General features: G+C 73.5%; 13 protein-coding genes and 1 tRNA gene. 7 read left to right on the top strand and 7 right to left on the bottom strand.

Annotation, left to right across the window (positions count from 1 at the left end; genetic code table 11):
- Nucleotides 1-345 precede the first annotated feature (345 nt).
- A complete protein-coding gene (locus tag C4U44_RS09365; protein ID WP_103885184.1) occupies nucleotides 346-1,251 on the top strand; it encodes a calcium-binding protein in 906 nt (301 codons plus the stop codon).
- A 106-nt stretch (nucleotides 1,252-1,357) separates the two neighbouring features.
- Here the strand turns inward: C4U44_RS09365 and C4U44_RS09360 are convergent, their stop codons facing one another.
- Together C4U44_RS09360 and hpnH are read right to left on the bottom strand one after the other, a co-directional pair.
- Entirely contained in the window at nucleotides 1,358-3,064 is a 1,707-nt protein-coding gene (locus C4U44_RS09360) for an exo-alpha-sialidase (RefSeq protein ID WP_103885183.1), read from the bottom strand.
- A 52-nt stretch (nucleotides 3,065-3,116) separates the two neighbouring features.
- A complete protein-coding gene (gene hpnH / locus C4U44_RS09355) occupies nucleotides 3,117-4,121 on the bottom strand; it encodes an adenosyl-hopene transferase HpnH (protein WP_103885182.1) in 1,005 nt (334 codons plus the stop codon).
- Nucleotides 4,122-4,252: 131 nt separating this feature from the next.
- Here hpnH and C4U44_RS09350 point away from each other — a divergent pair, with 131 nt between their 5' ends.
- On the top strand, nucleotides 4,253-4,843 hold the full coding sequence (locus C4U44_RS09350; RefSeq protein WP_103885181.1) for a TetR/AcrR family transcriptional regulator: 591 nt from the start codon (nucleotides 4,253-4,255) through the stop codon (nucleotides 4,841-4,843).
- Nucleotides 4,844-4,873: 30 nt separating this feature from the next.
- Here C4U44_RS09350 and C4U44_RS09345 read toward each other — a convergent pair whose 3' ends face one another.
- Nucleotides 4,874-5,266 carry an ArsR/SmtB family transcription factor gene (locus C4U44_RS09345; protein ID WP_103885180.1) on the bottom strand — a complete coding sequence of 131 codons (393 nt, stop codon included), beginning with the start codon at nucleotides 5,264-5,266 and terminating at the stop codon, nucleotides 4,874-4,876.
- A 97-nt stretch (nucleotides 5,267-5,363) separates the two neighbouring features.
- Between C4U44_RS09345 and C4U44_RS09340 the strand changes: the two genes are divergently transcribed.
- Complete coding sequence (locus C4U44_RS09340) at nucleotides 5,364-7,454, top strand: heavy metal translocating P-type ATPase (protein WP_103885179.1); 2,091 nt, start codon at nucleotides 5,364-5,366, stop codon at nucleotides 7,452-7,454.
- A 75-nt stretch (nucleotides 7,455-7,529) separates the two neighbouring features.
- A complete protein-coding gene (locus tag C4U44_RS09335; protein WP_103885178.1) occupies nucleotides 7,530-8,171 on the top strand; it encodes a hypothetical protein in 642 nt (213 codons plus the stop codon).
- 70 nt (nucleotides 8,172-8,241) lie between these two features.
- On the opposite strand, the gene C4U44_RS09330 is transcribed toward C4U44_RS09335, so the two are convergent.
- Nucleotides 8,242-8,326 (bottom strand) — tRNA-Leu (locus tag C4U44_RS09330).
- A 97-nt stretch (nucleotides 8,327-8,423) separates the two neighbouring features.
- Nucleotides 8,424-8,783, bottom strand: a complete 360-nt coding sequence (locus C4U44_RS09325) for a chorismate mutase (protein WP_103885177.1) — start codon at nucleotides 8,781-8,783, stop codon at nucleotides 8,424-8,426.
- A gap of 158 nt (nucleotides 8,784-8,941) precedes the next feature.
- On the opposite strand from C4U44_RS09325, the gene fdhD reads away from it, so the two are divergent.
- Nucleotides 8,942-9,787 (top strand): formate dehydrogenase accessory sulfurtransferase FdhD, encoded by an 846-nt coding sequence (gene fdhD, locus C4U44_RS09320; RefSeq protein WP_103885176.1) that lies wholly within the window; start codon nucleotides 8,942-8,944, stop codon nucleotides 9,785-9,787.
- 69 nt (nucleotides 9,788-9,856) lie between these two features.
- Nucleotides 9,857-10,231, top strand: a complete 375-nt coding sequence (locus C4U44_RS09315) for a hypothetical protein (RefSeq protein WP_103885175.1) — start codon at nucleotides 9,857-9,859, stop codon at nucleotides 10,229-10,231.
- 48 nt (nucleotides 10,232-10,279) lie between these two features.
- Here C4U44_RS09315 and C4U44_RS09310 read toward each other — a convergent pair whose 3' ends face one another.
- The gene (locus C4U44_RS09310; RefSeq protein WP_103885174.1) at nucleotides 10,280-10,837 is read right to left on the bottom strand and encodes a DinB family protein; all 558 of its coding nucleotides are present in this window, start codon (nucleotides 10,835-10,837) and stop codon (nucleotides 10,280-10,282) included.
- Nucleotides 10,728-11,816 (bottom strand): bile acid:sodium symporter family protein, encoded by a 1,089-nt coding sequence (locus tag C4U44_RS09305; protein ID WP_407642817.1) that lies wholly within the window; start codon nucleotides 11,814-11,816, stop codon nucleotides 10,728-10,730. The genes C4U44_RS09310 and C4U44_RS09305 overlap by 110 nt, the downstream gene beginning before the upstream one ends.
- A gap of 206 nt (nucleotides 11,817-12,022) precedes the next feature.
- Between C4U44_RS09305 and C4U44_RS09300 the strand changes: the two genes are divergently transcribed.
- On the top strand, nucleotides 12,023-12,913 hold the full coding sequence (locus tag C4U44_RS09300; protein ID WP_103885172.1) for a LysR substrate-binding domain-containing protein: 891 nt from the start codon (nucleotides 12,023-12,025) through the stop codon (nucleotides 12,911-12,913).
- Nucleotides 12,914-13,163: the final 250 nt, after the last annotated feature.

The following is a 13,163-nucleotide window of genomic DNA, read 5'->3' as shown; positions in this document are numbered from 1 at the left end:
CGCGCACAAAGCGTATTGCGAGCGAACCGAAGGCCCGTACCCGACCGCCGGGTGCGGGCCTTCGGTTTCCTCGCGCGGCGCAGCAACGCCCCGTTCCGGCCGGGTCGAAGGCGCTCCGGCACGTCGTGAAATCCCGTCCGGCGGCATGAATTTCGGATGAACCAGGCGTGGATTCCGCTTTTCGCCGCGCGGATGACCGGCCGAACACCCCTGGTCAGCGGATTTTCCGCGGTCCGCCCGCGACAGCCGCGACGCCGGAGCGCGGACGCCCACTTACAACCAACCGTCAACTCAGGGAGTCACACGCAATTGTCAGAACCACAGACTCCTCAGTGAGGTTATGCAATGTCCTCTCACTTCTCCGGCCGCCGGGCTTTCCGTGCCGCCTCGGCACTGACACTGAGCCTCGGCGCGGGACTGGCAGCCCCGCTCCTCGCGGCCGGATCCGCCGGTGCCGCGACGCCGTCCGCCACCGCCGGGCTCAGCGACAACGCGATCGTCTACACGGCCGCCGCCGGCCAGGCCAACAAGGTGACGGTCACCTCCTCGCTCACCGACGGCAACACGAAGGTCACCTACGTGATCGACGACGTGGTGCCCATCACCGCGGGCGACGGCTGCACCTACCCCACCAGCACGGACCACACCAAGGTGTCCTGCGCGGCCCCCATGCTCGACACCGAGGACCCGTACGCCACCCTGGAGCTCGCGCTCGGTGACGGCGACGATGCCGTCACGTACGCCAACGGCACCAACCAGGCCTACTACTTCGCCCGGTTCGACCTGGGCGACGGCAAGGACACCTACACCGAGACCGGCAAGGTCCAGGGCAACGACGTCCTGGGCGGCGCGGGCGACGACACCCTCACGGTGAGCTCGTACACCGTGGCCCTCGGCGGTGACGACAACGACACCATCCACGCCGGCGCGGACACCATCGTGCAGGGCGGCAACGGCAACGACACCGTCGACGCGTCCGGTGCGGGCAGCAACGTCGACGGCGGCGCGGGCAACGACGTGATCAACGGCGGCGACGGCCGGCAGGACCTGTCCGGCGGCGACGGCAACGACAAGATCTACGGCGGGAAGGGCGACGACTTCCTGTACGGCGGCAAGGGCGACGACATCCTGTACGGCAACAGCGGGAACGACACGATCTACGGCAACAGCGGCAACGACGGGGTGTACGGCGGCCCCGGCACGGACACCCTCTCCGGTGGCCCGGGCACGAACATCGTCCACCAGGACTGACACCAGGACTGATACCGGGTCCCTCCGGGGGCGCCGCGCGGCCGGCCGCGCGGCGCCCCCGCCCGCTGTCCGGCTCCGGACATCAGGGCCCGGCGACCCGGACGGGTCAGGCGCGCAGCGCCAGGTAGTCCAGCTCGACGTCCGCGTCCCCGCCGGATCCGGCGCCCGCCCCGCCCGTTCCCGCCGCCACCACCGTCAGGGTGAGGGTGTGCGCGCCGGCCCGGGTGAGGACGTGGCGGCCGGCGGAGAACTCGCCGTACCCGATGCCGTCGGCCAGGTCCGTGGAGAACTCCGCGGCCCGCCCGCGACCGTCCAGCAGCGCGGTCAGCGACGGTCCGCCGGGCCGCAGCCGGCAGCGCACCACCAGCTCGTAGCGGCCGGGGGCGGGGACGTCGAGGCGGAACGTCACCGACGCGCCCGGTCCCGCGCAGCGCAGCAGCAGCCCGCGCCCGGCCGCGGTGTAGGGGTCGGCGGCGGAACGCGCCGCACGCAGCCGGTCGGTGTGCAGCATCGCCAACGACGCGGCGTCGTAACGGTGTTCGTGCCACCGCGGCCCGGTGCGGTTGCTGTCGCGGCCGCCGGTGAGCCAGGCCAGGTCGAAGCGCGCCAGGGCGACGTGGTCGACGGGGCGCCCCTCGGAGGTGTCCTTGCCGTAGAGGACCAGCACGGTGCCGTCCGCGAAGTGGGCCAGGTCGGAGTACCCGGCCGGCCCGGGGTACACGACCTTCTCGTACGGGAAGCTGCGGCCCTCGTCGTAACTGACGCCCACCGTCAGGTTCTGCCGCGCGGTGGTGCTGTCGGGACGGCTGAACAGCAGCCGGGACACGCCCTGTTCGCGGTACCCGCCGCTGAGCCGGGCCATCCCGGAGTCGACGGACGTGTACGACCGGACCGCCGGGTCGAACACCGGCGGCGCCCAACTGCCGCCCCGGTCCCGGCTGACGGAGGTGATCCGGGGACGCACCCCGCCGCTGGAGCAGCGGCCCTCCAGCACCACGGCGCCGTCGGAGCGTTCGAACAGCCGCGACTCGTTGACCGGGTACGCCGGGTCCACCGGGAGGGTGCCGCCGGCCCGCCAGGTCACCCCGTGGTCGTCACTGACCAGCACGCTCGCCCCGTAGGCGCGCGCGGCCACGGGCAGTGTCACGGACTCGCGGTGCCAGACCTGGACCAGCAGCCGCCCGTCACGCAGGCAGAGGCCGTGTCCGGGGCCCGGCAGGTGGAAGGGGCGCGCCCGCGGATCTGCGGCGAACAGCCCGGTCACCTCGGTGCGGTCCGACCAGGTCCGGCCGTCGTCCCGGCTGGCGCGGAAGAACACCCGGCTGCTGTCGTTGCCGGAGTTCAGCGCGTAGAAGAGCATCACCCGTCCGCTCACGGGGTCGGCCACCAGCGTCGGGTTCGCCCAGCACCGGCCGTCGGTGCCGCGCTCCACCAGCACCGATGCCGGCCAGCTGCCGCCCCCGTCGGTGCTGCGCTTGACCGCGATGTGGTGCGCGCCGGTGTCGGACGGGTCCAACCGCGCCTCGCTGCACGCGAGTACGGTGCCGCGCGCGGTCACCACCAGCCCGTACAGGAAGTGCTCGACCGCGGCGTCCTCACCCGCGGCCCACACCACGGACTCGGCGAAGCGGCCCGCCCCGGCTCCGGCCGCTGCCGGATACCGGGTCCGGTCGGTGCCCTCCGCGACGGCCGGGCCCGCGCCGCACAGCGCGGCGCCCGCCGAGACCGCCGACAGCCCCGACGCGACGAGCAGCGCGCGCCTGCCGGGCCCGGCGGCTGCCGCGCCCGGCGCCCGCGGCCGCCCTCGGGTCATGACCCGTCCCGTCCCTCCCGCCGCCCGGCCCCGGGCCGCCTCCGCACCCCGGTCAGCGGCCGGTGACCGCCCGCAGCGACTCCTTGAGCGAGCCGATCGTGGCGAGGACGGCGGTCGGTTCGTACCCGCAGTGCGCCATGCAGTTGTCGCACCGGGGGTCCTTGCCGCGGCCGTAGTTGTCCCACTCCGTGGTGTCGAGGAGTTCCTGGTACGAGCTCGCGTAGCCGTCGGCCATCAGGTAGCAGGGGCGCTGCCAGCCCTTGAGCGAGTAGGACGGGATGCCCCATGGAGTGCACTCGAAGTCGGCGCGGCCCTCCAGGAAGTCGAGGTACAGCTCCGAGTGGTTGAAGCGCCACTTCTTGCGGCGGCCCTCGGAGAACGCCTTCTGGAACAGCTGCCGGGTCTGCTCGACGCCGAGGAAGCGGTCCTGGTCGGGCGCCTTCTCGTAGGCGTAGCCGGGCGAGATCTGCAGCATGTCGACCTTGAGGTCGTCGTTGAGGTAGTCGAGCACGTCGATGACGTCCTGCGGGCTGTCGTTGTTGAAGAACGTGGAGTTGGTGTAGACGGCGAAGCCGGCCGCCTTGGCCTGCCGGATCGCCTCGATCGCCTGGTCGAAGACGCCTTCCTTGCTCACCGACTCGTCGTGCCGCTCGCGCAGGCCGTCGATGTGCACCATCCACGCGAAGTTCCGGTGCGGCTTGAACTTGTGCAGGTGCTTGGGCAGCAGCACCGCGTTGGTGCACAGCACCACGAACTTGCCCCGCTTCAGCAGTTCCTGCGTCATCACGTCGATCTTCGGGTGCATCAGCGGCTCGCCGCCGGCCAGCGAGACCATCGGCGCTCCGCACTCCTCGACCGCGGCGATCACCTGCTCCACCGGCATCCGCTGCTTGAGGACGCTCGCCGGGTGCTGGATCTTGCCGCAGCCGTTGCAGGCCAGGTTGCAGGCGAACAGCGGCTCGATCTCGACGATGAGCGGGAACTTCTCCCGGCGGCGCAGCTTCTGCTTCACCAGGTAGGTGCCGATCTTGAGCGTGAGGTTGAGCGGAAGTGCCATGGTCCCGTGCTCCGTCTTCTGACCGGGGTTCACATCGACATACAAGCTGCATCCAACATACAGGCTGTATGTTGGATGATGAAGGCATGGAGCGAGCCGAGCCCACCCGAGGGCGTAGAAAAGCGGAGCATATGGCCGACACGCGCGAGGCGCTCGTCGCCGCGGGCGCGACGCTTTTCGCCTCCCGCGGCTATGCGGCCACAGGCACCGAGGACATCGTCTCCTCTGCACGCGTGACACGCGGAGCGCTCTACCACCACTTCAGTGACAAGGCCGATCTCTTCCGGGCGGTGATGGAGCGCTCGGCGCGCGACATGGCCCAGCGCCTCATCGAGCAGGAGACCGCCCGCGCCGAGGCGCACCCCGAATACGACGCCTGGACCACCCTGCGGCTGGGGTTCCAGTCCTTCCTGGACGCCTGCGCCGACCCGTCGTTCCAGCGGATCGTCCTCATCGAGGGCCCCGCGGTCCTCGGCCACAGCATCTGGGACTCCCTGGTGGACCAGCACGGCTACGTCCTGCTGGCCGAAGTGCTCACCAAGGCCATGCAGGAGGGCAGCATCGACGCGCTGGCGGTCCAGCCGCTGACCCGCATGCTCGCCGCGCTCATCTCCGAGGCGAGCCTGTACATCGCCCGCGCCCAGGACCAGGCCCGCGCGCGCGAGGAGACCGGCGACGCCCTGGACCGTATCCTCGCCGGCCTCGAACGCCGCCCGGCCTGACCCGGCCGATCGCGCCGACCCGGCCCGCCCTCAGCCCGCCGGAGCCACCGCGGCCGCGGCCGCACCCGGACTGTCGGTGACACCCAGGCGCAGGTGCTCCACGTGGTAGAGGGCCTGGTCGAGGAGTTGGGCGACGTGGTCGTCGTACAGCGCGTAGACGACCGAGCGGCCCCGGCGGGTGCCGGTGACCAGGCCGAGGTTGCGCAGCAGGCGCAGCTGGTGGGAGCAGGCGGACTGCTCCATGCCCACCGCGTCGGCCAGTTCGGTGGCGGGCAGCGGTCCTTCGCGCAGCCGGGCCAGGATCAGCAGCCGGGACGGGGTGGCCAGGGCCTGGAGGGTGGCCGCGACCTTCGGCGCGTTCTGCGCCGTGAGCGCGGCGCGCGGTACCGCGCTGTCGGTCGGGGTGCTCGCTCCATGGCCCATGGCAGCCATTCTACGGACATGAACATATGAATGACTGTTCAAGCCTTCCTGTACGGTGGTCGGGTCGGATCCCCTTCCCGAAGGACTCCCCTTCCCCATGTCCACCACCCTGACCGAACCGGCCGCGCCGCCGGCCGCCCGTGCGCGGACGGCGCCGCGGCGGCGTACCCGCGTGCTGGCCCTTCCGGAGGCCCGCTGGGCGCTGGCCGCGCTGGCGCTGTTCCTCGTCGCGCTGCCCCTGGACCTGCTGGGCGCGCCCGCGTGGACGTGGGGCCCGCTGTTCGCCGCCGCGTACGCCACCGGCGGCTGGGAGCCCGGATGGGCGGGGCTGAAGGCGCTGCGGGACCGGACGCTGGACGTGGACCTGCTGATGGTGGTCGCCGCGATCGGCGCCGCGGCGATCGGGCAGGTGCTGGACGGCGCGCTGCTGATCGTCATCTTCGCCACCTCCGGCGCGCTGGAGGCGCTGGCCACCGCCCGCACCGCCGACTCGGTGCGCGGTCTGCTGGACCTGGCCCCGGCCACGGCCACCCGGCTGCCGGACGGCGGCGGCCAGGAGGAGGTGCCCGCCGACCGGCTGGCCGTCGGGGACCTGGTCCTCGTCCGTCCCGGCGAGCGGATCGGCGCCGACGGCCGGGTCGTGGACGGGGCGAGCGACGTCGACCAGGCAACCATCACCGGGGAGCCGCTGCCGGTGGCCAAGCAGCCCGGGGACGAGGTCTTCGCGGGCACCCTCAACGGCACCGGGGCGCTGCGGGTCAGGGTCGCACGCGACCCGGCGGACTCGGTCATCGCCCGGATCGTGACGATGGTCGAGGAGGCCTCGCGGACCAAGGCACCGACCCAGCTGTTCATCGAGAAGGTCGAGCACCGCTACAGCCTGGGCATGGTCGCCGCCACCCTCGCGCTGTTCGCGGTGCCGACGGCGCTGGGCGCCGCGCTGCAGCCGACCCTGCTGCGCGCGATGACGTTCATGATCGTCGCCTCGCCGTGCGCGGTCGTCCTGGCCACCATGCCCCCGCTGCTGTCCGCGATCGCCAACGCCGGGCGGCACGGCGTGCTGGTGAAGTCCGCGGTGGTCATGGAGCGGCTCGGGCAGATCGACGCGGTGGCGCTGGACAAGACCGGCACCCTGACGGAGGGCGCCCCGCGGGTCGACGGCGTGCACCTGCTGCCCGGCGACGGTCCCGGCTCCGTTTCCGGCTCCGTTCCGGTCCCCGGCTTCGGCCTCGGCCTCGGCGAGGCGGGCGTGCTGCGGCTGGCCGCCGCGGCCGAGCACGCCAGCGAGCACCCGCTCGCCCGCGCCGTCGTGGACGCCGCACGCGCGCGCGGTCTGGACCTCCCGGCCGCGACGGCCTTCACCTCCACCCCCGGCGCCGGCGTCACCGCCACCGTCGAGGGCCGCGTCGTCACGGTGGGCAGCCCGGCGCGGCTGCCGGCGGGCGCCGGGCCCACCGCGCTCGCCGCGGCGGCCCGGGTGGAGGAGGAGGGGCACACCGCGGTACTCGTGCTCGTGGACGGCGATCCCGTCGCCGTCCTGGGGATCTCCGACCGGCTGCGCGCGGACGCGGCCGGCACCGTCGCCGCGCTGACCCGGCTGACCGGCGCCGGCCCGATCCTGGTCACCGGGGACAACCCGCGGGCCGCCGCCCGGCTGGCCGCCGACGCCGGCATCACCGACGTACGCGCCGGGCTCCTCCCCGCGGACAAGGTCGCCGCCGTGCGGGAACTGGAGGACGCCGGACGGAAGGTGCTGGTGGTCGGCGACGGTGTCAACGACGCCCCGGCGCTGGCCACCGCCCACAGCGGCATCGCCATGGGCCGGGCGGGGTCCGACCTCGCCCTGGAGACCGCGGACGCCGTCGTCGTCCGGGACGAACTGGCCGCTGTCCCCGCCGTCGTGGGCCTCTCGCGCGCCGCCCGCAGGCTGGTGGCGCAGAACCTGGTGATCGCTGCGGTCTTCCTGACCGGTCTGGTCGTGTGGGACCTGGCCGGCGATCTTCCGCTGCCGCTGGGCGTGGCCGGCCACGAGGGCTCCACGGTCGTCGTCGGCCTCAACGGGCTGCGCCTGCTCGCCGATCGTGCCTGGCGGCGCGCGGCCGGACACGACGGCGCGGCCGGTCCCGGCCCGGCTCCCGCGATCCGCCCGCGGGAGGACGGGACGGGGATTCTCACGGCGCCCCGGTGACCGCTAGGTTCGAGCCACGGCATGGTGACGCCCGCCCGGTGACCGGGCCGTGGCAGGTCAGGGGGGTGCACGAGGGTGTACGTGGTTCGGTACGGGTGGACGCGCGCCGGGATCATCCGGTGCGCGGGCACCGCGCTGCTCATCGGGCTGTGCTTCCTGCCGCACGTGGAGCCCGCGGGCACGGACCACATCGAGCTGGTGCTGAGCCCGCTGCCCCTGTGGATCACGGCCGTCTGCTCCAGCCGCCGCAAGGTGCTCCGGCTGGACAAGCTCGGCGTCACCCTCTACCGGCTGCTGCCCTTCCGCGCTCCGTGCTTCGTGCCCTGGGCGGAGGTCGTGGCGGTCGACTGGTCGGGGCGCGGCCGCTTCTGGGGCCGCACCGGCACATTGGAGGTCCGCCGCCGGACCGCGCACCCGGTGGCCGCCCTCCCCGCGGCAGACGGCGCGGGGCTCGAAGGGCTCGACGACTACCTGGCCACGCAGGTCGACCCGGACTTCGCCGCGACGTTCCGGAGCACCACCGTGATCGGCCGCGACACCACGCTGAGCCGCCTCGACCCGCTCCGCCTGGCCACCGAACTGGCCGTCCTCGCCCCGCACGTCCGGCACTTCGGCGACCTGGGTGACTTCGGCGGTCCCGGCGTGCTCGGCGGTCCCGGTGCACCTGGGGGCGGCGCACTCGACGGCCCCGGTGGCGTCCGCAGCCTCGGCGCCTGATCCCGTCACACGAAAAAATCGCCCGGGCCGAGAAGGATCTCGACCCGAACGACATGGGTGGTGCGATGAGTGTCCGAGGGGGGACTTGAACCCCCACGCCCGATAAAGGGCACTAGCACCTCAAGCTAGCGCGTCTGCCATTCCGCCACCCGGACCGGTGGGCGTCGCCGGACCGGATGGGTCGCGGTGACGCGTCCACGATACCAAGGAATCGTGGTGCTCCTCACCTGGGATTCAGGCGGGCGGACCCGACTACTCGGCGCCCGCCCCGTCCTGCCTCGGGCGGGCCGCGATCGCCCGGTGGTGGCGGACGACCTCCTCGATGATGAAGTTGAGGAACTTCTCCGCGAACGCCGGGTCGAGCCTGGCGTCGACGGCCAGCCGCCGGAGCCGGGCGATCTGGTCGGCCTCGCGCGCCGGGTCGGCCGGCGGGAGGTGGTGCGTCGCCTTCAACTCGCCGACTTCCTGCGTGCACTTGAAGCGCTCGGCGAGCAGGTGGACGAGCGCCGCGTCGAGGTTGTCGATGCTGCCGCGCAGCGCGCGCAGTTTGGCCAGGGCCCGCTCGTCGTCGCCCAGGGTGTGCTCGGCGGCCGGCGTCGGCTGATCTGTCATCTCGGTCTGCCATCCTGGGAAGTCCGTGGGGCTCCGCTCCTGCCTGCCACACCCTATGTCACGGTGCGCGGGCGGTGCGGGGCGCTCCGGAAGGCGGCAGGACCGGCCCGGCAGCGGACCGGTCGGGAGCACCGGCGGGATCGACGGGATGGTGGGCCATGGGACGTGTCACCGAGCGGCGCCGCGTACTGCGGATCAGGGACGGCGCGTTCGGGCACCGGGCGGACACGCTGGTCGCCGAGGAGCCGATGGAGATCCGGCTGAACGGCCGGCCGCTGGCGATCACCATGCGCACGCCAGGTGACGACTTCGCGCTGGCGGTCGGCTTCCTGGTGAGCGAAGGGGTACTCGCGTCGGCCGCGGACGTGGCGAGCGTCGTGTACTGCGCGGGCGCCACCTCGGACGGCGGGAACACGTACAACGTGGTGGATGTGACGCTCTCCCCCGGCGTCCCGCTGCCCGACATCGCCCTGGAGCGGAACGTGTACACCTCGTCGTCCTGCGGCCTGTGCGGGAAGGCCAGCCTGGACGCGGTGCGCACCGCGACGCGGATGCCGCCCGGCGACCCGGACCTGCCGCGGCTGACCCCCGCGCTGCTGAGCGCGCTGCCCGACCGGTTGCGCGCGGCGCAGGCGGTGTTCGACCGCACCGGCGGCCTGCACGCGGCGGCGCTGTTCGACGGCGAGGGCACACTGCTGGACGTCCGGGAGGACGTCGGGCGGCACAACGCGGTGGACAAGCTGGTGGGACGGGCGCTGCGGGAGGGGCTGCTCCCCCTGGCCGGGCGGGTGCTGATGGTGTCCGGGCGGGCGTCGTTCGAGCTGGTGCAGAAGGCGGTGATGGCGGGCATCCCGGTGCTCGCCGCGGTGTCGGCGCCCTCCTCGCTGGCGGTGGACCTCGCGGCCGAGTCGGGGCTGACCCTGGTCGGCTTCCTGCGCGGGGGCTCCATGAACGTCTACGCGGGAGAAAACCGTTTCGCGCTGGAGCCCGAAGCGGCACACTGATCAGCGCGCCCGGCCGACCGGCGGTGCGCGCCGCCGGGGGCAGGGTCCCGACGAGACCGGGAGCCCGCCGTGTTCGCGCTGAGCGCCGTACTGACCGCCCTCCTCCTGCTGGAAGTGCTGCCCTCCGCGCTCTCCGGCGTCACCCGCTTCGGCCCCGGAGTGGAACGCCTCGACAGCCTCACCCGGCTCGGGCTGCGCGAGGGACGGCACCGGTGGGTGCCGAGGGCGGCCGGGCTGCTGCACACCGCGTGCACCGTGCTGGTCCTGGTCGGCATCTGGCATCCCGCCTGGGGCGTGCTCGGCGCCGGGCTCGAGGTCCTCTTCTTCGGCTGGGTCCTCACCCGCCAGTTCGCCGCCGGCGACCGCGGCCGGGCGCTCTTCGCGTATGCCCTCTTCGCCGGCTGGTCGCTGCTGGTGCTCCTCGCCGCGGTCGCCCGGCTCTGACCTTCCGCCGGCTCCTGCGATCACTCCGACCGGTCACCGGCAGGACCGTCAGCGGCCCACCGACCCGTCGTACAGCTCGCGCAGGATGTCCGCGTGCCCGGCGTGCCGTCCGGTCTCCTCGATCATGTGCACCAGCACCCACCGCATCGAGGGCGGCGCCGTCTCCCGCAGCGAGCGCGCGCCGGGCCGTTCCAGGTCGTCGCAGCCGAGCACCACCGCGTCGGCCCGGCGCACCGCGTCCCGGTACGCAGCGGCGGCCGCCGGCACGGTGTCGCCGTCAAGGACGGCCGGCTCGTCGTCCCACGGCTCGTCCCCCTCACCGGCGTACGCCCACAGGAACCAGTTCAGCTCGACGCCGGCCAGGTGCCGCAGCAGGCCGATCAGGCTGGTGCCGGAAGGAACGGCGGGAGTGCGGGCGACGTCGTCGGGCACCCCCTCGGCCTTGCGGACGAGCGCTTCGCGCAGGTAGCCGAGAAAGGTCAGGAGCGTGGTCCGCTCATCGGCGTGCGCCTCCGGCGGGCGCAGGTCGAGCGGGCCGCTGCTCGGGGCCGAGGTCGAACTGCCCTGGCCCGCTGGGGAGTCCGGGGTCGTCTCGGTGTCGCTCATCGGGCAACCCTACCGACGGCTCCGCCTGGCGGGCCCATCGTTTGGCGATGACCGCGCAGACCATCAGCTGCATCTGGTGGAAGAGCATCAGGGGCAGCACCGCGAGCCCGGCGCCGGAGCCGAAGAGCACCGTGGCCATCGGCAACCCCGAGGCGAGGCTCTTCTTGGAGCCGGCGAAGACGACGGTGATCCGATCGGCGCGGCCGAAGCCGAGCGTGCGGGCGCCGTAGGCGGTGGCCGACAGCATCAGGGCGAGCAGGACGGCCTCGGCGGCGAGGAGTTCCAGCAGCCGCGGCACCGGCACCTGGTGCCAGATCCCCTCGGCCATGCCCGCGCTGAACGCGGTGTAGACGACCAGGAGGATGGAGCCGCGGTCGACGAAGCCGAGGGCCCTGCGGTGCCGGGCGAGCAGGGGCGCGGTCCATCGGCGCAGCAACTGCCCGGCGAGGAAGGGCGCGAGGAGCTGGAGCGCGATCCCGGTCACGGCGTGGCCGTCGATCCCGGCGCCGCCGCCGATCAGCAGGGCGGCCAGCAGCGGGGTGAGCACGATCCCGGCGAGGCTGGAGAAGGAGCCCGCGCAGATCGCCGCGGCCACGTTGCCGCGGGCCAGCGAGGTGAAGGCGATCGAGGACTGGATGGTGGACGGCAGCACGCACAGGAACAGGAAGCCCGGGTAGAGCCCGGGCGCGATGACGTACGGGACCAGGCCGCGGGCGGCGAGCCCGAGCAGCGGGAAGACCGCGAACGTCGCGGCGAGCACGGTCAGGTGCAGCCGCCAGTGCCGCAGTCCGGCCATCGCCTCGCCGGTCGACAGCCGGCTGCCGTAGAGGAAGAAGAGCAGCCCGACCGCGGTGTCGGAGGCGCCGCCGGCCACCCGGGCGCCGCCGCCGGTGGCGGGCAGCAGCGCGGCGAGCAGGACGGTGCCGAGCAGCGCCGCGATGTACGGGTCGACGGGCAGCCACCGCAGGCCCGTACGGATCGCGGCGGCGAATCCGCGAACGGGGCCGCCGACGCGGCCGGTGGAAGGGTCTGCGCCGGCGGGGCCGGTGGAAGGGTCGGCGGCGGCGGGGCCTGCGGCGGCGGAGCTGGGCACCTGCCCAGCCTGCCCCGCCCGACGATCATCGGGAACCCCGCACACCGTACTGACTGTCATCACGATCCGCGATGACCGGCTAGGCTGGCCCCGTGTTCGAACCGGTGCAGTTGCGGACGTTCCTGGCCGTCGCCCAGACGCTGAGCTTCACGCAGGCCGCGAACCGGCTGGAGCTGCGGCAGTCGACCGTCAGCCAGCACGTGCGGCGGCTGGAGGAGGCGGCGGGCTGCCGGCTCTTCGTACGGGACACGCACGGCGTGGCCCTCACCGAGGACGGCGAGGCGATGCTCGGCTTCGCCCGGACGATCCTGGCCGCCCACGAGCGGGCGATCGGCTTCTTCGCGGGCACCCGCCTGCGCGGGCGGCTGCGGTTCGGGGTGTCCGAGGACTTCGTGCTGACCCGGCTGCCGGAGATCCTGGCCGCGTTCCGCCACGAACACCCCGAGGTCGACCTGGAGTTGACCGTCGAGCTGTCCGGCACGCTGCACCAGATGCTGGACGCGGGGCGGCTGGACCTGTGCCTGGCCAAGCGGTACGGCCCCGACGGCCCGGGGCAACTGGTCTGGCGGGACACCCTGGTGTGGATCGGCAGCGACCGGCTGCGGCTCGACCCGCGCCGCCCCGTACCCCTGATCGCCTTCCCTCCCCCCGGCATCACCCGCGCCCGCGCGCTGGACGTGCTGGAGCGGCACGGCCGCGCCTGGCGGATCGCGTGCACCAGCGCCTCGCTGAGCGGCCTGGTCGCCGCGGCCCGCGCCGGACTGGGCGTGATGGCCCACGCCCAGGCGCTCGTCCCGCCCGGGCTGGTCCGGCTCCCGCCCCGCACCGCGGGACTGCCCGAACTCGGCGGTGTCGACTTCGTGCTCCTGCACGGCCGCGCCCGCCGCGGCGACCGGGCGCGCACCGCCACCCAGGACGCGGCCGCGGCTCTCTCGCAGGCCATCCTCGCCGCGGGCGACACCCTCCACCGCTCCCTGCCCTGACCCCCGGCAGCCGGACCCCGCCGGCGGTCCACAGCGACCGCACAGGCATTCCACGGAGTGCCTGGCCGCGCCGGGGGCGGACTCCCGCCAGTGTCGTAAACACGCAGGCCGGCAGGCGACACGGCGAGAGTGCGGTGGAGTGAGCGTGGCCGATCAGGGCAGATTTGGTGGAGATCCGCACCGTGTGTCGCACAAGCGATCGGGCCGGGTACGGGACCGAACCCCCCGATACTTCCGGTAACCAGGGGGT

This window comes from Actinacidiphila yanglinensis (assembly GCF_900107965.1).
In the GTDB taxonomy this organism is placed as follows: domain Bacteria; phylum Actinomycetota; class Actinomycetes; order Streptomycetales; family Streptomycetaceae; genus Actinacidiphila; species Actinacidiphila yanglinensis.
This window is presented reverse-complemented; position numbering and strand designations above follow the sequence as displayed.